The sequence below is a fragment of the Streptomyces sp. 2323.1 genome (assembly GCF_900221035.1).
GTDB classification, from domain to species: Bacteria; Actinomycetota; Actinomycetes; order Streptomycetales; family Streptomycetaceae; genus Streptomyces; species Streptomyces sioyaensis.
The window spans coordinates 5,770,750-5,790,937 of record NZ_LT907981.1 but is presented as its reverse complement, the minus strand read 5'-3'; the positions used below and the strand labels follow the sequence as shown (position 1 = coordinate 5,790,937).

The window sequence follows — 20,188 nt, the reverse complement described above, 5'->3', positions numbered from 1 at the left end:
CGACGGGGCCGCGGATCCTTGACCGACCGCCTGTGAACAGGTCTATTGTGCTCGACATAGGACATCCCATGTCCTGTGTCGGACCTGGAGACCCGGAGCCCTCATGGCACTGCCCGCCCCCCTGCACGGCGTCATCCCCCCGGTCTGCACCCCGCTCGACCCGCACGGTGAGGTCGACACCGCGTCCCTGACCCGCCTGGTGCAGCACCTCCTCGACGGCGGCGTCCACGGGCTGTTCGCCCTCGGCTCCACCAGCGAGGTCGCCTACCTCACCGACGCCCAGCGCGACCTCGCACTGGAAACCGTCCGCAAGGCCGCCGACGGCCGGGTCCCCGTGCTCGCCGGGGTCATCGACACCACCACCCCGCGGGTGCTCGACCACGCCCGGCGGGCCGCCGACCTCGGCGCCGACGCCCTGGTCGCCACCGCGCCCTTCTACACCCGCACCCACCCCCGGGAGATCGCCGCCCACTTCCGCCATCTGCGGGCGGCCGTGGCTCTGCCCCTCGTCGCCTACGACATCCCCGTCGCCGTCCACAGCAAGCTGGCCCCGGAGCTGGTGCGGGAGCTGGCCGAGGACGGCACCCTCGCCGGGCTCAAGGACAGCAGCGGCGACGACGGCGCACTGCGCCGCCTGCTCACCGCCCTCGGCGGCCGCACCGGCCGGCACCGCGGCCCGGCCCCCGGCTTCGCCGTCCTCACCGGCTCCGAACTGACCGTGGACGCGGCCCTGTTGGCGGGTGCGGACGGCGTCGTCCCCGGCCTCGGCAACGTCGACCCGGCCGGCTACGTACGCCTCTACGACGCCGCCCGGGCGGGCCACTGGGAGCGGGCGGCCGCCGAACAGGAGCGCCTGGTCACCCTGTTCTCCATGGTCGACGCCGGCCCCGAGGCCGAGATGGGCCGCAGCTCCGCCGCCCTGGGCGCGTTCAAGGCGGCCCTGAGCCTCCTCGGCGTGACCGAGCGGGGCGCCACCGCCTTTCCCCAGCGCCCGCTGAACGAGCAGGCCGTGGCGGAGGTGGCACGCCACCTCAGGGCGGCCGGTCTGCTGCCGGCACGGCAGGACTGAGGGCCGGTCCGCAGCTGGGCAGCGCCATCGCCGCCGCGGTCACGGCAAGACTGAGGGCTGTTCCGCTGCCGGCACGGCACGACCGACGGGGCCGCGGGGGGGGAAGCGCCTACCGGAGCCACGACAGGGCGCGCAAGTCCCTTACGAGTGACACCGGTTGAATTCGCAACCGTAGCGCGCCGTGGTGCGGCAGGATGCGGGGCCATGGATGCCGTACGAGTCGCCTTGCTCCGTGAGGTCCTCGCCGGAACCGAGTGGGTGCAGTCCACCCGCCGCTTCGCGGGGGCGCTGCGGTCCTCCGTCGGCCCGCACCGCGGCGGGCTGCTGCTGGTCGGCACCGCCGCGTACGAGCCCTGGCACCTGGCCGCCCACCTCGACGACGAGGCCGCCTGGTCGGGCCTGCCGGAGCTGTCCCCGACCCTGGTGCGCCACCGTGTCCCCGGCGGGGCACCGGCCCATCTGGCGGTGGGGCTGGGCCGGTTGGAGGCGGCCGGGCGGGGCGAGACGCTGCTGGTCGTCGCGCCGGGGCAGCCGGGCGCCGGGCTGCTGGAGCGGGTGCACGACGCCCGCCGCAACGGCACGACGGTGCTCGCCCTGGACGGCGGCAACCGCGATCTGCACGCCCTGGCCCATGACGCCCTCGCCGCTCCCCCGGCCCCGCCCGCCGACGCAGCCGAGGCCGCACCGAACCTCGACTTCGACACCGTCCAGCACCTGGTGAGCGCCGCCGCCGGAGAGAACAGCCTGCCCCCGCCCCGCCGCCACCGCCGCTTCCGGGACCGGCTGGGCCGCCTCGCCGACCAGCTGACCGCCCCGCCGCCACCACGCTGGTAGCTGTCCGCTCCACCCGCGGACCGGAAATAACCCTTTGCACCGTTCCGTACGCACGGGCGAAGGTGCACCGGTGACTTCGGACGGCCCCCCACTTCCTTCCGCCTCGCCCGGTGCCCGGCGACGCCTTGCCGCACTGCTGCCGGACCTGGCGCCCTGGCGCACCTCCCGCGACTTCCGGCTGCTGTGGTGCGCGGGAGCGATCACGGTCTTCGGCACCTTCCTGACCGTCGTGGCGCTGCCGCTCCAGCTGAAGGAGCTGACCGGCTCCACCCTCGCGGTCGGTGCGCTGGGCGCGGTGGAGCTGGTCCCGCTGCTGGTCTTCGGACTCTACGGCGGTGCGCTCGCGGACTTCGTGGACCGCCGCCGGCTAATCGTCGTCAGCGAGCTGGCACTCGGGCTGATCTCCGCGTTGCTGCTGCTCAACAGCCTGCTGCCGCACCCGCAGGTGTGGCCGCTCTATGCGGCGGCCGCGCTGTCCAGCGCGCTGACCGGGCTGCAGCGGCCGGCCCTGGACGCGATCGTGCCGCGGATCGTGCGGCACGACCAGCTCGCCGCGGCCGCCGCCCTCAACTCACTGCGCTGGCAGATCGGCGCCATCGCCGGACCGGCGCTGGCCGGCGGGCTGCTCGCCGCCGCCGGGCTGCGCTGGGCGTACGCCCTCGACGCGGTCACCTACGTGCTGTCGATGCTGCTGACCCGGAAGCTGGCACCGTCGCCCGCCTCGCACGACGCCGAGAAGCCGTCCCTGCGCGGGATCGCCGAGGGCGCGCGGTACGCCTGGAGCCGCAAGGAGCTGCTCGGCACCTACGCCGTCGATGTGCTCGCGATGCTCTTCGCCTTCCCGCTGGCGATCTTCCCGTTCCTGGCCGATGAGCTCGACGCGCCCTGGTCGCTGGGCATGATGTACGCGGCGCTGCCCGCGGGGGCGCTGGTGGTGAGCCTGACCAGCGGCTGGACCGCGCGGGTCCACCGGCAGGGCCGGGCGATCGTGCTGGCGGCCGTCGGCTGGGGACTGGCGATCGCCGCCGCCGGGCAGCTGCGCCAGGTCTGGCTGGTGCTTCTGCTGCTGGCCCTGGCCGGCGCCTGCGACATGATCAGCGGCATCTTCCGCTCGGCGCTGTGGAACCGGACCATCCCCGATGAACTGCGCGGCCGGCTGGCCGGCATCGAGCTGCTTTCGTACGCGACGGGCCCGCAGCTGGGCCAGGTCCGGGTCGGGGGGATGGCGGCCCTGATGGGCGTGCGGGCCTCGGTGTCGGCGGGCGGTCTGCTGTGCTTCGCGGGGGTCGGGCTGCTGGCGCTCGGGCTGCCGAAGCTGAGGGCGTACGACTCCCGGACGGATGAGCACGCCCGGCGGATGCGGGAACGCCGGGCCGCCGGGGCGGACAATCGGGCGTACGACCGGGCCGGCGCCGACGGCCGCGCCGGGGCCGGCACCCAGGACACGGACCCGAACCCGGACCCGGCGCCGGTCTGAGGAGGGGCCGGGTGGCGAGCGGAGTGACGGGCCGGCTGACGGCGTGGGTCGGCGGGTCAGCGGGTCAGCGGGTCAGGAGGCCCCTGCCGCCCGCCCCGCTACTCGTCCCGGCGCCCCCTACTCGTCTTCCCCGCCGCCCGTCCCCCGCCCCGCGCCCTTGTCGTGCCACTTCGGGTCGGTGTCCCACTCCAGATTCCGCTCCTGGGCGGTCTGCATGGCGTGCGAGGCCTCCTCGCGGGTGGCGTACGGGCCGAAGCGGTCGGCGGCGCGGCACTCAGGTCCCTCTTCGACCTTCTGGTGGTTGAGGCAGTAGTACCACTCGCCCGGCTTGCCGACCGTACGCCTCTTGAACAGCGCCATTGCCGCCTCCTGTGGATGTTTTTGTGCCACCATCCTGCCCGACGGCCCGCGGATACACTCGCTGACATGTCTGGCCAGTCGCTCCTTGTCCCGGGGAAGATCTCCCCCACCCGCCCCGTCCCCGCCTCGATCCCGCGCCCCGAGTACGTCGGGAAGGACGCGCCCACCCCTTACACGGGGCCCGAGGTGCAGGACGCCGAAACGATCGAGAAGATGCGGATCGCCGGCCGGATCGCCGCGCAGGCGATGGCGGAGGCCGCCAAGCTCATCGCGCCGGGCGTGACGACCGATGAACTGGACCGGGTCGCCCATGAGTTCATGTGCGACCACGGCGCCTACCCGTCCACCCTCGGCTACCGCGGCTTCCCCAAGTCCCTGTGCTCCTCGCTCAACGAGGTCATCTGCCACGGCATCCCGGACTCGACCGTCCTCAAGGACGGCGACATCGTGAACCTGGACGTCACCGCGTACATCAACGGTGTGCACGGCGACAACAACGCCACCTACCTGTGCGGCGACGTGGACGAGGAGTCCACGCTGCTGGTCGAGCGCACCCGCGAGGCGCTCAACCGCGCGATCAAGGCCGTCAAGCCGGGCCGGCAGATCAACATCATCGGCCGGGTCATCGAGTCCTACGCCAAGCGCTTCGGCTACGGAGTGGTGCGTGACTTCACCGGCCACGGCATCAACTCCTCCTTCCACTCCGGCTTGATCGTTCCGCACTACGACAGCCCGCACCACACCACCGACATCAGGCCCGGCATGACCTTCACGATCGAGCCGATGCTGACGCTGGGGTCCTACGACTACGACATGTGGGAGGACGGCTGGACGGTGGTGACCAAGGACCGCAAGCGGACCGCGCAGTTCGAGCACACGCTGGTGGTGACGGACACCGGGGCCGAGATCCTCACGCTGCCCTGACGGGAGCGGGGACACCTTTTACCGACAAGGTGTCGGGAACGGGCGTAGGCTGGGTATCGACAGGACGTCGGGAACGGGTCGGCTCAGGTGAGCCTCGGCAGTGGGGAGACTCCGCGCCGGCCCGCTCCCGTCCGCCCCTCGGTCCCCGGAGGCCCGCCTTGGAAGCGTCCAGCCCGCATCCGTCCGTACCGGCCGTTCCGTCCACCCCGTCCACCCCGTTCTCCACGGTTATCCGCACCGCGTCCCACGAGCAGCACACCGAGGCCGAGAACTCCTCCTTCATGAGCGATCTCCTCGGCGGCGGGCTCGGCATCCCCGCCTACCGGCGCTACACCGAGCAACTGTGGTTCGTCTACCGGGCCCTGGAGGACGTCTCCGACGCCCTCGCCGCCGACCCGGTCGCGGGCCCCTTCCTCCGTCCGGAGCTGGCCCGCACCCCCGAGCTGGAGCGCGACCTCGCCCATCTCGGCGGGCCCCGCTGGCGCACCGGCCTCGACCCGCTGCCGGCCACCGCCGCCTACGCGGACCGGGTGGCGGCCTGCGCCCGCACCTGGCCGGCCGGTTTCGTCGCCCACCACTACACCCGCTATCTCGGCGATCTCTCCGGTGGCCAGATCATCCGCGGCACCGCCGAGAAGACCTGGGGCTTCGCCCGCAAGGGAGACGGCGTGCGGTTCTACGTCTTCGAGGACATCCCCAACCCGGCCGCCTTCAAGCGCGAGTACCGGGCGCTGCTGGACGCCCTGCCGGTCGACGACCTGGAAAAGCAGCGCGTCGTCGACGAGTGCAAGCACGCGTTCCGCCTGAACAGCGCGGTCTTCCGCGAGCTGGGCGAGCAGTTCCCGCTGAGCGCGTAGTAACCGCCGGGCCCCCTCACCCTTCGCTGGCCGTACGGGCGCTACGGCGTCCGGCGGCGCACCCGCCCCCCGACGGCGATGCTGCCGTCCGGATGGACACGGGTGAGGATCTGTGAGCCGGCGCCCTGGCGGATGTCGAGCGGGCGCCCCAGCTCGTGGGTCAGCAGCATGGCCGCGGCGCCGGTCGCCTCGTCCTCGGCGACGTCGCCGCGCCGCGGAAAGCCCCGGGCCCGGACCACGCCGGCGGCCTCGTCCTGCCAGGCCCAGGCGTAGAGCCAGCCCTCGCCAGGCGGCGGCGCGGGCAGCGCGTCGACCTCGGCGGCCGAGGCATGGCGCCGGGTGGTGCGGGCCGGCACCCACGCGGCGCGCCCGCGCACCCAGGTGAGGTCCCCCTCGAAGCCGACCTCGACCGCCCCGGCCGGCGGGCGCAGGGTGCGCGGCGGCCGCCCCAGGCTCCGCAACAGCCAGGCCAGGCCGACCAGCGGATGCCCGGCGAACGGGAGCCGGGAGCTCGGGGTGTGGATGTCGACGGTGCCGCGGGCCTCGTCGTCGAGGAAGACGGTTTCGCTGAAGCCGAGTTCGGCCGCGAGCGCGGCGCGCCCCGCGGCGTCGGGGACGGCAGCCCCGTCGCGGACGACGCCCAGCGGATTGCCCCCGCCCCCGTCCGGACCGCAGAAGACCCGGAGCACATCGAGTTCGATCATCCGGACAGTGAAGCGCACGGCCGGCCGGGGCGCCCGGCCCCCGGCGCACACCGGACCGCCGGGGCTCGCGGGCCCTCCTACGCCCGTCACACCCCGCCCGCAGGCCCGGCCCTTACCTTGACCGGCGCATGGTTATCCCGTGACCCGGTCCATGTCAATCCGTAATCAGGCCGTTGTCCATGAGAGCGGGATCACGGGATTCGGTGGGCAGGAATAGGTAAGCCTCACGTAAGTTAGGGCTGCCTTAGTGGCGACCCTAGTGACCCTCTATCGTTCCCGTACGTCGAACCCGTACATCCGAGCCCGCTTGGAGCCCCGTATGCGAGCCCTTCGCACCTCCGCCGTTGCCGCCATAGCCGTGGCGACGGCCGTCACCGCCGTCTCCGGCTGCGCCGCGAAGAACGACGGCAAAGGCGGTGGCGGAAAGGGCACGGTCGAGGTGACCGCCACGGACAGCAGCTGTGAGCTCTCCGCCAAGGAGTTCCCCGCCGGACATGTCCGCTTCGCGGTGCAGAACAAGGGCTCCAAGGTCACCGAGGTGTATCTCTACGCCCCCGGCGACCGGATCGTCACCGAGCGGGAGAACATCGGGCCCGGCACCAGCGCGGAGATCACCGCCGAGGTCAAGGCCGGCTCGTACGAGATCGCCTGCAAGCCCGGCATGAAGGGCAACGGCATCCGCCAGAAGGTGACCGTCAGCGGTAAGAGCGCGAGCGCCAAGCGCGACCCCAAGCTGGACGCCGCGGTCTCCGCCTACCGCACGTACGTGCAGGAGCAGGCCGACCAGACCCTGCCGAAGGCGCAGAAGTTCGCCGACGCGGTCAAGGCCGGCGACGTCGAGGCCGCGAAGAAGGCCTACGCCGTCTCGCGGGTCGGCTGGGAGCGCACCGAGCCGGTCGCCGAGTCGTTCGGTGACATCGACCCCAAGGTCGATGTGCGCGCCGACGGTGTGGAGAAGGGCCAGAAGTGGACCGGCTGGCACAAGCTGGAGCAGTCCCTGTGGGAGAAGAAGAAGATCTCCGGGGACGACAAGAAGCTCGCCGACCAGCTCATCACCGACCTGAAGGACTGGCAGAAGCGGGTCGGCAAGGCCGAGATCACCCCGACCAGCATGGCCAACGGCGCCAAGGAGCTGCTCGACGAGGTGGCCACCGGCAAGGTCACCGGTGAGGAAGAGCGCTACAGCCACACCGACCTGGTCGACTTCCAGGGCAACGTCGAGGGCGCCCAGAAGGCGTTCGAGCTGCTCAAGCCGGTCGTCGCCAAGAACGACCCGGCGCTCGCCAAGGAGCTGGACAAGCAGTTCACGGCGATCGGCAAGCTGCTCGACGACCACCGCGACAGCAAGTCCGCCGACGGCTTCGTCTCGTACGACACGATCGACAAGGGCGAGCGCAAGAAGCTCTCCGACGGTGTCAACGCGCTGGCCGAGCCGCTGTCCAAGCTGGCCGCCGCCGTGGCCACCACCAAGTAACCGTCCGCCGCCAGGCCAGGGGGTCACCATGACGCACGACAACGGCACGACGACGCACGACGGCACCGGGGCCGGGGACGGGAAGGCCGCGCAGAGCGGCAACGGGCGTGCGCCCTCCCGGCGTTCGCTGCTCGGCTGGGGCGGTGCGGGCCTGGCGCTCGGTGCGGTCGCGGCCGGCGGCACGGCGGCGGCGCTGCGCACCGGCGGCGACGCCCAGCCGGCCGGCGCGGATGCGACCGCGGGCTCCGCGGTCGCCTTCCACGGCAAGCACCAGGCCGGGATCGCCACCGCCGTCCAGGACCGGCTGCACTTCGCCTCGTTCGACGTCACCACCGACGACCGCGACGAGCTGATCGCGCTGCTCAAGGAGTGGACGAAGGCGGCGGCGCGGATGACGGCCGGGGACGCGGTCGGCGACGGCGCGGTCGGCGGTCTGGCGGAGGCGCCGCCGGACGACACCGGCGAGGCGCTCGGCCTGCCGCCCTCCCGGCTCACCCTCACCTTCGGCATCGGCCCGACGCTGTTCGAGAAGGACGGCAAGGACCGCTTCGGCATCAAGGCCCGGCGGCCCGAGGCGCTGATCGATCTGCCGCAGTTCCCCGGCGACAACCTCGACAAGACGCGCAGCGGCGGCGATCTGTGCGTCCAGGCCTGTGCGGACGACCCGCAGGTGGCGGTGCACGCGATCCGCAACCTGGCCCGGATCGGCTTCGGCAAGGTCGCCATCCGCTGGTCCCAGCTGGGCTTCGGCAAGACGTCCTCGACGACGCCGGAGGCGCAGACCCCGCGCAACATGTTCGGCTTCAAGGACGGCACCCACAACCTCGCGAGCACCGACACCGCCGCGCTCGACAAGCACGTCTGGGTCGCGGACGGCGCGGCGAAGGGCAAGGAGAGCTGGATGGCCGGCGGCTCCTACCTCGTCGCCCGCCGCATCCGGATGCACATCGAGACCTGGGACCGCACCTCCCGCAAGGAGCAGGAGGACATCTTCGGCCGGGACAAGGGCGAGGGTGCACCGGTCGGCAAGAAGAACGAGCGGGACACCCCGCATCTGAAGTCGATGCTGCCGACCGCGCACGTCCGGCTCGCGCACCCGGACTCCAACGGCGGGATACGGATCCTGCGCCGCGGCTACTCCTTCACGGACGGCACGGACGGCCTGGGCCGGCTGGACGCGGGGCTGTTCTTCCTCGCCTACCAGCACGATGTGCGCCAGGGCTTCGTCCCGCTCCAGAAGCGGCTGGCCGCCAACGACGCGCTCAACGAGTACATCCAGCACGTGGGTTCCGCGGTCTTCGCGGTGCCGCCGGGCGTCCGTCACGCGGACGACTGGTGGGGCCGGGAGCTGTTCGCCTGACACCGCCGGCGCCGGAAACGGCCACCGCCGCCCCCATGAACTGCACGAAGGAAGGGAAGGAACCGACGTGTTCGGCAACTACCTGATCGGTCTGCGCGAGGGACTGGAAGCCAGCCTCGTCGTCTGCATTCTCATCGCCTATCTGGTCAAGACCGGCCGGCGGGAGGCGCTGCGCCCGGTCTGGATCGGCATCACGCTCGCCGTGGTCCTGTCGTTCGCGTTCGGCGCGGCCCTGCAATTCGGGTCCGAGACGCTGACGTTCAAGGCGCAGGAGGCGCTCGGCGGCTCGCTGTCGATCATCGCGGTGGGCCTGGTGACGTGGATGGTCTTCTGGATGCGGCGCACCGCGCGGCATCTGAAGAAGGAACTGCACGGCAAACTGGACGCGGCGCTGCAGATGGGCACCGTGGCGCTGGTGGTCACCGCGTTCCTGTCGGTGGGCCGGGAGGGCCTGGAGACCGCGCTGTTCATCTGGACCGCAGCCCAGTCCGCCAACGACGGGGTACGGCCGCTGGTCGGGGCGCTGCTGGGCCTGCTGACGTCGGTGGCGCTGGGCTGGCTGTTCTACCGCGGTGCGGTGCGGATCAACCTGGCGAAGTTCTTCACCTGGACCGGCGGCATGCTGGTGGTGGTCGCGGCGGGCGTGCTGGCGTACGGCTTCCACGACCTTCAGGAGGCGGACGTGCTGCCGGGGCTGACCGCCCAGGCGTTCGACATCAGCGCGCAGATCCCGGCCGACAGCTGGTACGGCACCCTGCTCAAGGGCATCTTCAACTTCCAGCCGGACCCGACCGTTCTTCAGGTCACGGTGTGGGCGCTGTATCTGATCCCCACGCTCGTGTTCTTCTTCGCCCCCGGTAGGGTGTCGCCGAATCGTGCCACCCCGGCGGTCACCCCGTCCGCCCAGGTCGCCCCGAAGGAGCCCGAGCCCCATGACACGCAGGTCGCCGTTCCGGGTGCCCGCAACACTGACGTCGGCAGCGGCGGCGCTGGTGATACTCAGCGGGTGCATGACGGTGCACGGCGAGCGGGAGATGCTGCCGGCGGTGTCGAAGGCTGAGGGCGCCAAGGCGCTCCAGCAGTTCACCGACGGCTTCAACAAGGCCAACCGTCAGCTGGCCCCCCAGCTCAATCCCTCCTTCGAGGGGGGCGCGCTGCTCGCCATCGACCAGGCCGGGATAAAGGCGGCGCACGCCCTCCGGCCGCAGGGCAACCCGGGCTTCACGGCACTGGAGTTCAAGGACGCGCACTTCACCGTGCCCCAGCAGAAGGGCTGGCCGAAGTACTTCGTCGCGGACGCGGCCAGCAACCGCAAGAACGCCGCCGGCCAGTACACCCGCTGGTTCCTGGTGTTCAGCCGCAACGCCATCGATGAGAAGTGGCGCGCGGTGTATCTGGCGACGTTCCCCGGCAACAAGGCGCCGGAGCTGAAGACGGACCAGGACGGCTACGCGGAGGCGGTGCCGGCCGGTGCGGACTCCGGTCTGACGGTCGACCCCGGCAAGCTGAGCCGCAGCTACGCGGACTACCTCAACACCGGCAAGGGCAGCACCTTCGCCTCCGGCCGGGACACCGACGGCTGGCGGGCCCGGCGGGCGAAGGACGCCAACCGGCCCGGCGTCCGCATCATGTGGGAGGACACCGCCGCGAACTATCCGCCGGTGGCGCTGCGGACGAAGGACGGCGGCGCGCTGGTGTTCTTCTCGACCGTCTACCACCAGCAGAAGACGGTGTTCGCCGGCGCGACGATCACGGTGTCGGGGGCGTTGAAGGGCCTCCTGGAGGGCCCGCCGAAGAAGACCAACCGGATGGCCTTCACCACCGTCTCCGGCCAGACGGTCACGGTGCCGGCCAAGAGCGCCGGCGGGAAGGTCGCGGTGCTGAACCGGATCGAGGCGAAGACGTCGGTCCGGCCGCTGTAGCCGCCGGCCGCGGAACTGCCCGGGAGAACTGCTGAGAACTGCTCGGTGCGGAAGGGGCCGTCGGGGTGATCCCGGCGGCCCTTCGGTGTAGGGAGCGGACGGGAGGGCCTGGGCGGCGGTGCGTGGACAGCCGGGGCGGGCGGTCCGCTCAGCGGCTGATCGGCCAGGCCGCTGCCTCGTGGTGGTGCGGCTCGCGGTCGTTGAACTCGGCGCAGGCGTCGGTGAGCGACTCCAGCAGCGTCAGCGGGTCGGGCAGCGGCAGCTCGGGGCCGCGCAGCCAGGTCACCGCGGGCTGCTCGCCGGGCAGGGTCGAGGGCGGCAGCAGCACATAGCTGCCGCGGCAGTGCCAGCGCATCCCCGGATGCTCGTCCATGGTCTCGGGGTGGCAGTCCAGCTCACAGGGCCACCACTCGTCCTCGTCGTCCGGGGTGCCGCGGGTGGCGGTGAAGAAGAGCATCCGGCCGTCGCCGAAGCCGCCGCCGCTGAGGGTGATCGGCCCGACGTCGACACCCGCCGCGTCCAGCCGCCCCAGGGCGCTGCGGCCCGCCTCGACGGGGACGTCCAGGACGTCATGGGTGATGCCGGTGGCGGTGATGAAGTTGGCCTGCGGGAGGGTGCGGACCCAGGCGGCGACCTTGTCGCGGTCGGTGGTGGCGACGGTCTGCCAGCCGAAGGAGATGGGGTGGCGGCCGGGGGTGGGACAGCCGATGCGCTCGCAGGAACAGCCGTAGCCGGAGGGGTGCGCCGCCGGGGCCACCGGGAAGCCCGCGTCGGCCGCCGCCAGCAGCAGGTCCTCGCGGCCGCGCGCAGCCGCTGATCCCGTGTCCGTATCGACGCCGTCCGATCCGCTCTTCGGCCGGCGCAGCCACTGGGAGAACCTGCTCTTGCGTTCCATCTATCCCCTCACTTCGAGCGGTGGTCTGGGATCAATGCTGCCACCATCCTGCTCCCCGGGTGACCGGTGTGGAGATCCGGGGTGAACGAATGGGAGGCCAATACCGGCAATTCGGGTCATCGGCGACGGACCACCGCCGTCGGCACCGGCCGGACGCGCGCTCAGTCACGTGGCCGCAGACCACACAGCACCTGGTCGACAAGGGTGTCGACGTACTCGTGGGTCAATTCGCCGGTGCGCATCAGCCAGCGCTGTGAGAAGGGACTCAGCAGCATCTCGACGGCCACCCGTACGTCGATACCGGCGGCCACCTCGCCGGTTTCCTGCGCCGCCCGCAGCCGTTCGACGTAGACGCGGGTGCCGGGCTCCAGCAGCCGGTCGACGAAGGAGCGGGAGAGCTCCTCGTCGTTCGCGCCGGCCGCCGCGAGGGCGCGGTAGGGGGCCTGGAACACCGGGTCGTTGAACTCGTCGGCGGTCGCCCGCAGCACGAACTTCAGGTCCGCGGCCAGATCGCCGGTGTCCGGCAGGCCCTTGGCGTAGTCCTCGTCGACACCGGCGGTGAACGCGTCCAGCAGCACGGCGGCCTTGGAGGGCCACCAGCGGTAGATCGTCTGCTTGCCCACGCCGGCCCGGGCGGCGATGCCCTCGATCGTGAGCTTGTCGTAGCCGACCTCGCCGACGAGCGCGAGGGCGGCATCGAAGATCGCGCGGCGGGAGCGTTCGCTGCGGCGGGAGGGGTCGGGGGCTGCTTTGTCGGCCATGGGGCCGAGTTTAGCCAGTGGGAGGCGAGACGTATCGTCTCTTCGAGACGGGGCGTTTCGGGGTGGGTCGCGCCGTTGGCGGCGTGGCGTGCGTTGCCGGGTGCGGCGCCGTTGTTGCGCGGGGCGCGGGCCGGGTGTGGTGCCGTTGGATTTCGCCTTCGGCGGGTTGGGGGTTGGGCTGTGGCCCTCGGTGTGTGGGGCGGGGCGGTGCCGGGGGCTCCGGGGTGGGTTGCCGGACTGCTTCGCTTTACGTCCGGCAACCCACCCCTCCGCCCCCGGCACCTCGCGTTGCTTGGTGGGCCACAGCCCGGTGGGGGCGGGGACGGTTCCGCCGTGGGTGTGCGGGGGTCGTTCGGGGTGCGGGGCGGTGGGGGTGGACGGACGAGGTCGCCGTGGTGGTGCGGGGACGTGTCAGGAGTCCGAGGGCCAGGTGTCGCCCCAGTTGGTGTTGCGGGCGTCGCGGTATGCGGTGCCTTGGCGTTTGGTGATCGTGGTGCGTTGGAGGCCATCGGCCGTGGTGCACAGGTCCAGGAGGACCTGGCCCTTGCGGAGTTGGGGCTTGCGGGTGACGCGGGCGGGGGCGGGGGTGGCGTCGAGGGTGGTGGCGGCGACGTAGCTGAACTTTTCGTCCTCGTACGGGAGGGAGCCGCCCTTGACCTGGCGGTGGAGGGACGAGCGGCTGACCCGGGCGGAGAAGTGGCACCAGTCCTCCCCGGGGACGATGGGGCAGGTGTCGCTGTGCGGGCAGGGGGCGACGATGCGCAGGCCCGCTTCGGTGAGCTGGGTGCGCGCCTCGCGGATGCGGAGGTAGCCGTCGGGGGTGCCGGGTTCGATGAGGACGACGGCGCGGGCGGTGGCCGCGGCGGCGACGACGGCGCGGCGGTCCTCGGGGCGGAGTTCGCCCAGGACGTAGGAGACGGTGACCAGGTCCGTGCCGGGCGGGACGGTGAGGCCTTCGCCGATGGTCCGGCGCTGCCACCGGGTGTCGGGCAGGACACCGTCGGCCAGTTCGCGGCCGAGGTCGAGGGCGGGCTGGGCCCAGTCCAGGACGGTGCTGTGCGGGCCGTCCCAGGTGGCGGCGGTGGCCCAGGTCGCGGCGCCGGTGCCGCCGCCGATGTCCAGGTGGGTGGCCGGGGACCAGTCGGGGACCCGGGCGGCGAAGGCGGCCAGGGCGGCGCGGACGGCTTCGAAGGTGGCCGGCATGCGGTAGGCGGCGTACGCGGCGACATCGGCGCGGTCCCGCAGGACCGGGGCGTCGGTGGGGGTGCGGCCCCGGTAGTTGCTGATCAGACGGTCGACTGCCTGCGCGGCCTGCGTGGGCGGCAGGCCGTCGAGCAGGCCCGCCAGCGCGGCGCGCAGTTCCTCGTGCATGGCAGAAATTCTACGGTGCGCCCCCGTCTGCCCCGGCCGGTCAGGCGCCGCAGGCCACTGCGCGGGCCAGGCGGGTGGCGGCCGCGGCGCGCGGTGCGCTGCCGCCGTTGCGGCGGCGGGGGTGGACGGTGTTGGCGAGGAGGATCAGGAAGGTGTCGGTGGCGCGGTCGAGGACGAGGCTGGTGCCGGTGAAGCCGGTGTGGCCGGCCGCGCCGCGGCCCGCCAACTCGCCCATGAAATACGGCTGGTCGATGCCGAAGCCGAGGCCGGGCGGGTCGAGCAGGGCGGCGACCGCGTCCGGGCCGAGGATCCGGGTGGTGCCGTAGACGCCACCGTTGAGCAGGGTGCGGCACAGCACGGCCAGGTCCTGGGCGGTGGCGAAGAGGCCCGCGTGGCCGGCCACGCCGCCCAGGGCCCAGGCGTTCTCGTCGTGCACCTCGCCGCGGACCATCCCGCGGTCCGCCTTGGCCCAGGGCCGGCGCTGGTCCTCGGTGGCCGCCACGCCCTGCGGCGCCAGCGGGCCGTAGGAGGTGCTGGACATGCCCAGCGGGCCGGTGATGCCGTCGTGGACCAGGGCGTCCAGCCGCTGCCCGGTGCGGTGCTCCAGGACGAGCTGGAGGGCGATGAGGTTGAGGTCGGAGTAGCGGGGGCCGCCGGCGGGGCGGCCGCTGGGGGCCGCCGCCTCCGCCCACAGGAGCGCCAGTTGGGCGGCGCGGTCCCGGTGGTCGTAAAACGGCAGCTCGGGGGCGAGTCCCGAGGTGTGGGTCAGGAGCTGCCGGACGGTGATGCCGGGGGCGAAGGCGGGCAGATCGGCCCGTACCTCGTCGTCCAGGGCCAGCCGGCCGCGTTCGATCTGCTGGACCGCGGCGACGGCGGTGAAGAGCTTGCTGACCGAGGCCAGGTCGAAGACGGTGCCGACGCGCATCGGCTCCCACCGGTCGCGCGGCAGATCGAGGCCGCGGTCCCGCTCGGGGTCGTAGGCCCGGTAGCGCAGCGCCCAGCCCGCGGCGGCCTCGGCGACGACGACCGGGCCGCGGCCGGCCAGCACCACCACTCCGGGGCACCAGGGCGGGCGGCCCTCGGGCAGCGCCCGCACGCCGCGGACCAGCCGTTCGACCCAGGCGGTGTCGAGCCCCGCCCGGGCGGGTGTGCCGTAGGTGAGTCTCGGTGCGTTCAGAGCCTGGTCCTCTCGCCGGACGCGGTGCGCTCCCCCCTACGCTGCCACGGGCGGCACAGTCCCAGGAAGCTGACGAGCGCCAATACGGCGCAGGAAAGCTGGACGAGCGCCATCGGTACGGCCGTCCGCTCCCCCGCGATGCCCACCAGCGGGGAGGCCACCGAGCCGAGGAGGAAGGTGGAGGTGCCCAGCAGGGCGGAGGCGGAGCCGGCCGCGTGCGGGGTGCGCAGCAGCGCCAGGGTGTTGGTGCTCGGCATCACCAGGCCCATCGCGGACATGAGCACGAAGAGGCCGGCGGCCATCGGGACCAGGCCGACGTGGCCGAAAACGCCCGAGGACATCGCGAGCAGCGCACCCGCGGCGAGCGCGATCACGGCCAGCCCGGTGCCCAGCACCGTGTCGAGACCGACCCGGCCGACCAGGAGCTTGCCGTTGATCTGGCCGACCGCCACCAGGCCGACGGAGTTGAGGCCGAAGAGCAGGCTGAAGGTCTGCGGGGAGGCGCCGTAGATCTCCTGGACGACGAACGGCGAGGCGGAGATGTAGGCGAAGAGCGCGGCGAAGGCGAAGGCGCCGACCAGGAGGTAGCCGGAGAAGACCCGGTCGGCGAGCAGATCGCGCATGGTGCGCAGGGCCGCGCCGAGGCCGCCGGGGTGCCGGCGCTCCGGCGGGAGGGTCTCCTTCAGCGTGCGCCAGACGAGGAGGGTGAGCGCCACCCCGACGACGGTGAGGACGACGAAGACGCCGCGCCAGTCGGTGATCCGGAGGATCTGGCCGCCGATGAGCGGCGCGACGACCGGTGCCACGCCGGAGATCAGCATCAGGGTGGAGAAGAAGCGGGCCATCGCCACGCCGTCGTACAGATCGCGGACCACGGCCCGGGCGATGACGATGCCCGCCGCGCCGGCCAGGCCCTGCAACAGGCGGAAGGCGATGAGGATTTCGGCGTTGGTGGCGAGGGCGCACAGGGCGGTCGCCAGGATGTAGATCACCATGCCGGCCAGCAACGGGCGGCGGCGTCCCCACTTGTCGCTCATCGGGCCGACGATCATCTGGCCCAGGGCCATGCCCGCCAGGCAGGTGGTGAGGGTGAGCTGGACGGTGGCGGCCGGGCTGTGCAGGGCGGCGGTCACCTGCGGCAGCGCCGGCAGATACATGTCCATGGAGAGCGGCGGGACCGCCGTGAGCCCGCCGAGAACGAGGGTGACGAGGAGGCTGGTGCGGCGGGCCGCGGCGGGTGCTGCCGGCGCGGCCCGCCCGGTTATTGCGGGCTGGTCTCTGGTCTCGGCCGTACCGGGGCCGGGCTCCGTCATGAAGGTCTCCACGGGTCATCGAGGGGCTGCACCATAGTGGCACGCACCGGAGTGCTCACGGCCGGTTCCAGGCCGGTCCCTTGGTCGGAACCCAGGCCGGTCCCTTGGTCGGAACGCGGCGTCCGGAGGTCCTAGGACCAGCGGCCTGGGTCAGGCGGCTTGGGGGCCCGTCGCCGCCTCTGGGAGCCGGTCGCCAAGCCGTCTCTGGAGGCCGGTCGCCAAGGTGAGCGTGGCGCAGTCCCGGGCGTCGGGCGCTCCCCCGCCCCCTCCCCCTCCTCCCCCTTCGGGGGAGGGGGCGGGGGTGGGTTCGGGGGTGGGGGGGGAGCCACACGACCGCCGGGGAGCCACACGACCACCGGCTGAGGACCCGCCCGCACCGGATTCCGTCGGACAACCGCGGCACCGGCCCGTGCCTCCATAGGATTCGGGACATGGCTGAACTGATGGTGCGCGACGGCACCTGGACCTTCGACGGCGAGGTCATACGGATCGTGCCGGGGAGCGAGCGCGGGGTGCACAAACTGCGCCAGTATCTCGGTGAGTTCACGGTGCCGCTGGCCGCCGTGGCCAAGATCGCCTACGAACCGGCCCGCAAGGGCGGTCGGCTGCGACTGCGGCTGCGGGACGGCGCGGACCCGCTGCTCCAAGCCACCGGCGGCAGCCTGCCGGACGACGCCAGCCCGTACCAGCTGGCGGTGGATCCCGGACGGGTCGACGTCGCCGAGTACTTCGTCGACGCCGTACGGCAGGCCCTGACGCTGGAGCAGATTCCCGACGGGCCCACCGACCGCTATCTGCTGCCGGGCCCGCCGGTACCGCTCACGGCGGCCGGGGTGGACGGCATCGCCACCTTCGACGGGGAGCGGGTGCATATCGAATGGCGCTGGAACACCAGTGAGACCAAGCGGCAGTGGGGTCCCCGGGACTTCACGCTGACCGGTCTGGAAGCGGTGGAGTGGCAGGCCCCCTCCGGCCTTGAATCGGGGTATCTCCGCTTCCGGCTGTACGGGGCGGCGGAGCAGCCGGCGCCGGATCGCGACCCCAACTCGCTTGAGCTGTGGGGATTCAAGAAGGAGAGCGGCACGACCGCGCTGCTGGCGGCCGCGGTCGCGGTACGGCTGCCGCATCCGTCGGCCGGCCTGCCGCAGGCCCGTACGGCCGGGACCCTGGCGGCGGCCCCGGCAACGGCAGCTCCCGCAGCGCTCGCCCCGCCTGCCGGCAACGCACCCGCCGGCAACGCGCCTACCGGGAACACACCCGCAGGGAACGCACCCGCCGCGACGACGCCCGCCGCGACCGCGTCCGGCGCCGCCGACGACCATGACGCGCTGCTGCGCCGGCTGCGCGAGCTCGGTGAGCTGCGCCGCGACGGCATCCTCACCGAGGAGGAGTTCACCGCGACGAAGGCCGCGGTCCTCGCACGCTTCCACACCGCGGGCTGAGTCGCCGCGGCGGCGGCCCGGTTGCCGCCGGTACGCCGTTTACGCTGCCGCCATGGCACAGAACACAGAGCGGGCAGGGGCAGCGCAGGCGACGCCGACGGCGCGGGCGGGGCAGGTCGGCGGGACGGCGACCGCGGAGCGGCCTACGCTGCCGGCCCCGTCCTCGCGGCCCGGACAGCGCGCACAGACGGCGTCGGTCGCCCGGGAGGCGCGGCGGGGCGGGGCCGCGCCCCGGAAGGTGGCGGTGGTCACCGGCGCCGGATCCGGCATCGGACGGGCGGTCGCCCTGGCGCTGTTCGACGCCGACTGGACGGTGGTGCTGGCCGGCCGGCGCGCCGAGGCCCTGGCGGAGACCGCCCGTCTGGCGGGCCTCACCACCCCCGAAAGCCCCGCCCTCATGGCGGTGCCGACCGATGTCACCCGCCCCGACCAGGTCGACGCCCTCTTCGCCGGCGTCCTGGAGCGGTTCAGCCGGGTCGATCTGCTCTTCAACAACGCGGGCACCTTCGGCAGGACGGCGCCGCTCGACGAGCTGACCTACGAGGACTGGCACACCGTGGTGGACACCAACCTCACCGGCGCCTTCCTGTGCGCGCAGGCCGCCTTCCGCGCGATGAAGACCCAGGACCCGCAGGGCGGCCGGATCATCAACAACGGCTCCGTCTCCGCCCACAGCCCGCGCCCGGACTCCATCGCCTACACCGCCACCAAGCACGCGGTGACCGGACTGACCAAGTCGCTCTCCCTGGACGGCCGTCCGTACCGCATCGCCTGCGGCCAGCTCGACATCGGCAACGCGGCGACCGAGATGACCGGCCGGATGCAGACCGGTATCCGGCAGGCCAACGGCCAGCTGGCGGTCGAGCCGGTGATGGACGCGGCGGACGTCGGCCGCACGGTCGTCCACATGGCGGCGCTGCCGCTGGAGGCCAATGTGCAGTTCGCGACGGTGATGGCGACGAACATGCCCTACATCGGGCGGGGTTGAGGCATCTTTCGGCCAGGACGGCGGGGTTCGGGCGAAGTTGCGCCACCGCGCCGGTCCGGGCGCCGAATCCTGGTACGACCCCTGCCCTCCTGCCGTCTCCAGTGGCACCCTTACCCCGGATCCGCACCGCTCCTGCCGGGCCGCCGTCGCGCGGCCCGTCCCCCACGGCCGCGCGCAGCTGCCGCGCGGCCCCCGCAGAAGGAGTTACGCGTGAGACGAACCGTACGTGGCACAGCGGAAGTTCACGCCATACCCGCGCCGCACCCCGTGCGCAGATCCCGGGCCGCCCTGGGCGCCTTGACGGCCGCCGGTACGCTGCTCGCCCTGCTGCTCCCCGCCACCCCGGCCGGCGCCGCCGGCGCGCACCACGGCCACCGCTCCCCCGCCCCGCAGACCGCCCTCGACGCCTTCTGGACGGCGGACCGGATGCGCGCCGCCGAGCCCCTGGACCTCGCCACCCCCGCACCGCGGTCCACCGCCGCGGTCCGGCACGGCGCCCCACTCACGGTGGCGCCCACCCTCCCCCGGCTCCCGAAGTCACCCGCCCGCCCCGGCGCCCTGCCCCAGGCCGGCGGGCCGTGGACCGGCGGCGGCGCGGTCACCAAGACCACCGGCCGGGTGTTCTTCACCTACCAGGGCCGCACGGCCGCCTGCTCCGGCGACGCGGTGACCAGCGGCAACAAGAGCACGGTGATCACCGCGGGGCACTGTGTGAAGCTGGGCGGCGTCTGGCACACCGACTGGGTCTTCGTCCCCGGCTACCACGACGGCCAGGCCCCGTACGGCAAGTGGGCGGCCACCAAGACGCTCTCCACTCCGCAGTGGACGGCGAGCGAGGACATCAACTACGACGTGGGCGCCGCGGTCGTCGCCCCGCTCGACGGCAAGAAGCTCACCGATGTCGTCGGCGGCCAGGGCCTGTCCTTCAACGCCGGCTACAACAAGGCGATGTACGCCTTCGGCTTCCCCGCGGCCGCCCCGTACGACGGCAGCAAGCTCATCTACTGCGGCGGCACCACCTTCAAGGACCCGCTGTTCTCCGGCGACCACGGTCTGGACTGCAACATGACCGGCGGCTCCAGCGGCGGCCCCTGGTTCGCCTCGTTCGACGAGAAGACCGGCAGCGGCCTGCAGACCTCGGTGAACAGCTTCGGCTACCAGTTCTGGCCGCACACCATGTTCGGCCCGTACTTCGGCGATGACGCGAAGAACCTCTACACGACGGCCCAGGGGACCTGACTGACACCTCCGGGGCCATAC

Annotated in this window: 19 protein-coding genes; 12 read left to right on the top strand and 7 right to left on the bottom strand. The window is 72.8% G+C overall.

Annotated features, from left to right (window positions below; all coding sequences use genetic code 11):
• The first annotated feature begins 103 nt into the window (after window positions 1–103).
• The 3 genes from CPH93_RS24955 to CPH93_RS24945 all read left to right on the top strand — a co-directional run bounded on the left by CPH93_RS24955 (window position 104) and on the right by CPH93_RS24945 (window position 3,380).
• A complete protein-coding gene (locus tag CPH93_RS24955; RefSeq protein WP_096214137.1) occupies window positions 104–1,069 on the top strand; it encodes a dihydrodipicolinate synthase family protein in 966 nt (321 codons plus the stop codon).
• Window positions 1,070–1,273: 204 nt separating this feature from the next.
• Window positions 1,274–1,903: a hypothetical protein gene (locus CPH93_RS24950; RefSeq protein WP_096214136.1), complete on the top strand. Its 630-nt coding sequence runs from the start codon at window positions 1,274–1,276 to the stop codon at window positions 1,901–1,903.
• 70 nt (window positions 1,904–1,973) lie between these two features.
• Window positions 1,974–3,380: an MFS transporter gene (locus CPH93_RS24945; protein WP_231976952.1), complete on the top strand. Its 1,407-nt coding sequence runs from the start codon at window positions 1,974–1,976 to the stop codon at window positions 3,378–3,380.
• Window positions 3,381–3,497: 117 nt separating this feature from the next.
• Here the strand turns inward: CPH93_RS24945 and CPH93_RS24940 are convergent, their stop codons facing one another.
• Entirely contained in the window at window positions 3,498–3,740 is a 243-nt protein-coding gene (locus CPH93_RS24940; protein WP_093482880.1) for a hypothetical protein, read from the bottom strand.
• A gap of 66 nt (window positions 3,741–3,806) precedes the next feature.
• On the opposite strand from CPH93_RS24940, the gene map reads away from it, so the two are divergent.
• Together map and CPH93_RS24930 are read left to right on the top strand one after the other, a co-directional pair.
• On the top strand, window positions 3,807–4,664 hold the full coding sequence (gene map / locus CPH93_RS24935; RefSeq protein WP_093482881.1) for a type I methionyl aminopeptidase: 858 nt from the start codon (window positions 3,807–3,809) through the stop codon (window positions 4,662–4,664).
• A 158-nt stretch (window positions 4,665–4,822) separates the two neighbouring features.
• Complete coding sequence (locus CPH93_RS24930) at window positions 4,823–5,521, top strand: biliverdin-producing heme oxygenase (protein ID WP_096214135.1); 699 nt, start codon at window positions 4,823–4,825, stop codon at window positions 5,519–5,521.
• A 41-nt stretch (window positions 5,522–5,562) separates the two neighbouring features.
• On the opposite strand, the gene CPH93_RS24925 is transcribed toward CPH93_RS24930, so the two are convergent.
• The gene (locus tag CPH93_RS24925) at window positions 5,563–6,225 is read right to left on the bottom strand and encodes a PhzF family phenazine biosynthesis protein (protein ID WP_096215584.1); all 663 of its coding nucleotides are present in this window, start codon (window positions 6,223–6,225) and stop codon (window positions 5,563–5,565) included.
• A 319-nt stretch (window positions 6,226–6,544) separates the two neighbouring features.
• On the opposite strand from CPH93_RS24925, the gene efeO reads away from it, so the two are divergent.
• From efeO to CPH93_RS24905, 4 genes are all read left to right on the top strand, one after another.
• The gene (efeO, locus tag CPH93_RS24920; RefSeq protein ID WP_096214134.1) at window positions 6,545–7,699 is read left to right on the top strand and encodes an iron uptake system protein EfeO; all 1,155 of its coding nucleotides are present in this window, start codon (window positions 6,545–6,547) and stop codon (window positions 7,697–7,699) included.
• Between the two features lie 28 nt (window positions 7,700–7,727).
• A complete protein-coding gene (gene efeB / locus CPH93_RS24915) occupies window positions 7,728–9,059 on the top strand; it encodes an iron uptake transporter deferrochelatase/peroxidase subunit (protein WP_093482884.1) in 1,332 nt (443 codons plus the stop codon).
• Between the two features lie 67 nt (window positions 9,060–9,126).
• Complete coding sequence (gene efeU, locus CPH93_RS24910; RefSeq protein ID WP_096214133.1) at window positions 9,127–10,119, top strand: iron uptake transporter permease EfeU; 993 nt, start codon at window positions 9,127–9,129, stop codon at window positions 10,117–10,119.
• Window positions 10,070–10,981, top strand: a complete 912-nt coding sequence (locus CPH93_RS24905; protein ID WP_173909877.1) for a hypothetical protein — start codon at window positions 10,070–10,072, stop codon at window positions 10,979–10,981. Before efeU ends, CPH93_RS24905 begins: the two co-directional genes overlap by 50 nt.
• 148 nt (window positions 10,982–11,129) lie before the next feature.
• Here the strand turns inward: CPH93_RS24905 and CPH93_RS24900 are convergent, their stop codons facing one another.
• The 5 genes from CPH93_RS24900 to CPH93_RS24880 all read right to left on the bottom strand — a co-directional run bounded on the left by CPH93_RS24900 (window position 11,130) and on the right by CPH93_RS24880 (window position 16,498).
• The gene (locus CPH93_RS24900) at window positions 11,130–11,876 is read right to left on the bottom strand and encodes a bifunctional DNA primase/polymerase (RefSeq protein ID WP_096214132.1); all 747 of its coding nucleotides are present in this window, start codon (window positions 11,874–11,876) and stop codon (window positions 11,130–11,132) included.
• A gap of 161 nt (window positions 11,877–12,037) precedes the next feature.
• Window positions 12,038–12,637: a TetR/AcrR family transcriptional regulator gene (locus CPH93_RS24895; protein ID WP_093482888.1), complete on the bottom strand. Its 600-nt coding sequence runs from the start codon at window positions 12,635–12,637 to the stop codon at window positions 12,038–12,040.
• A 411-nt stretch (window positions 12,638–13,048) separates the two neighbouring features.
• Window positions 13,049–14,008, bottom strand: coding sequence for a small ribosomal subunit Rsm22 family protein (locus CPH93_RS24890; RefSeq protein ID WP_096214131.1), 960 nt, complete (start codon window positions 14,006–14,008; stop codon window positions 13,049–13,051).
• 40 nt (window positions 14,009–14,048) lie between these two features.
• Window positions 14,049–15,185, bottom strand: coding sequence for a serine hydrolase domain-containing protein (locus CPH93_RS24885; protein ID WP_096214130.1), 1,137 nt, complete (start codon window positions 15,183–15,185; stop codon window positions 14,049–14,051).
• Window positions 15,182–16,498, bottom strand: a complete 1,317-nt coding sequence (locus CPH93_RS24880; RefSeq protein ID WP_096215583.1) for a multidrug effflux MFS transporter — start codon at window positions 16,496–16,498, stop codon at window positions 15,182–15,184. The genes CPH93_RS24885 and CPH93_RS24880 overlap by 4 nt, the downstream gene beginning before the upstream one ends.
• A 431-nt stretch (window positions 16,499–16,929) precedes the next feature.
• Between CPH93_RS24880 and CPH93_RS24875 the strand changes: the two genes are divergently transcribed.
• The 3 genes from CPH93_RS24875 to CPH93_RS24860 all read left to right on the top strand — a co-directional run bounded on the left by CPH93_RS24875 (window position 16,930) and on the right by CPH93_RS24860 (window position 20,167).
• Window positions 16,930–17,940, top strand: a complete 1,011-nt coding sequence (locus CPH93_RS24875) for a DUF4429 domain-containing protein (RefSeq protein ID WP_096214129.1) — start codon at window positions 16,930–16,932, stop codon at window positions 17,938–17,940.
• A 52-nt stretch (window positions 17,941–17,992) separates the two neighbouring features.
• On the top strand, window positions 17,993–18,928 hold the full coding sequence (locus CPH93_RS24865) for an SDR family oxidoreductase (protein ID WP_231976951.1): 936 nt from the start codon (window positions 17,993–17,995) through the stop codon (window positions 18,926–18,928).
• Between the two features lie 210 nt (window positions 18,929–19,138).
• A complete protein-coding gene (locus CPH93_RS24860; protein WP_231976950.1) occupies window positions 19,139–20,167 on the top strand; it encodes a trypsin-like serine peptidase in 1,029 nt (342 codons plus the stop codon).
• Window positions 20,168–20,188 lie beyond the last annotated feature (21 nt).

Excerpts from the sequence above, each read along its gene's own strand:
- CPH93_RS24955 (WP_096214137.1), top strand. The coding sequence starts at position 104 with ATGGCACTGCCCGCCCCCCTGCACGGCGTCATCCCCCCGGTCTGCACC.
- CPH93_RS24950 (WP_096214136.1), top strand. The coding sequence starts at position 1,274 with ATGGATGCCGTACGAGTCGCCTTGCTCCGTGAGGTCCTCGCCGGAACC.
- CPH93_RS24940 (WP_093482880.1), bottom strand. The coding sequence starts at position 3,740 with ATGGCGCTGTTCAAGAGGCGTACGGTCGGCAAGCCGGGCGAGTGGTAC.
- map (WP_093482881.1), top strand. The coding sequence starts at position 3,807 with ATGTCTGGCCAGTCGCTCCTTGTCCCGGGGAAGATCTCCCCCACCCGC.
- CPH93_RS24925 (WP_096215584.1), bottom strand. The coding sequence starts at position 6,225 with ATGATCGAACTCGATGTGCTCCGGGTCTTCTGCGGTCCGGACGGGGGC.
- efeO (WP_096214134.1), top strand. The coding sequence starts at position 6,545 with ATGCGAGCCCTTCGCACCTCCGCCGTTGCCGCCATAGCCGTGGCGACG.
- efeB (WP_093482884.1), top strand. The coding sequence starts at position 7,728 with ATGACGCACGACAACGGCACGACGACGCACGACGGCACCGGGGCCGGG.
- CPH93_RS24905 (WP_173909877.1), top strand. The coding sequence starts at position 10,070 with ATGACGGTGCACGGCGAGCGGGAGATGCTGCCGGCGGTGTCGAAGGCT.
- CPH93_RS24900 (WP_096214132.1), bottom strand. The coding sequence starts at position 11,876 with ATGGAACGCAAGAGCAGGTTCTCCCAGTGGCTGCGCCGGCCGAAGAGC.
- CPH93_RS24895 (WP_093482888.1), bottom strand. The coding sequence starts at position 12,637 with ATGGCCGACAAAGCAGCCCCCGACCCCTCCCGCCGCAGCGAACGCTCC.
- CPH93_RS24890 (WP_096214131.1), bottom strand. The coding sequence starts at position 14,008 with ATGCACGAGGAACTGCGCGCCGCGCTGGCGGGCCTGCTCGACGGCCTG.
- CPH93_RS24880 (WP_096215583.1), bottom strand. The coding sequence starts at position 16,498 with ATGACGGAGCCCGGCCCCGGTACGGCCGAGACCAGAGACCAGCCCGCA.
- CPH93_RS24875 (WP_096214129.1), top strand. The coding sequence starts at position 16,930 with ATGGCTGAACTGATGGTGCGCGACGGCACCTGGACCTTCGACGGCGAG.
- CPH93_RS24865 (WP_231976951.1), top strand. The coding sequence starts at position 17,993 with ATGGCACAGAACACAGAGCGGGCAGGGGCAGCGCAGGCGACGCCGACG.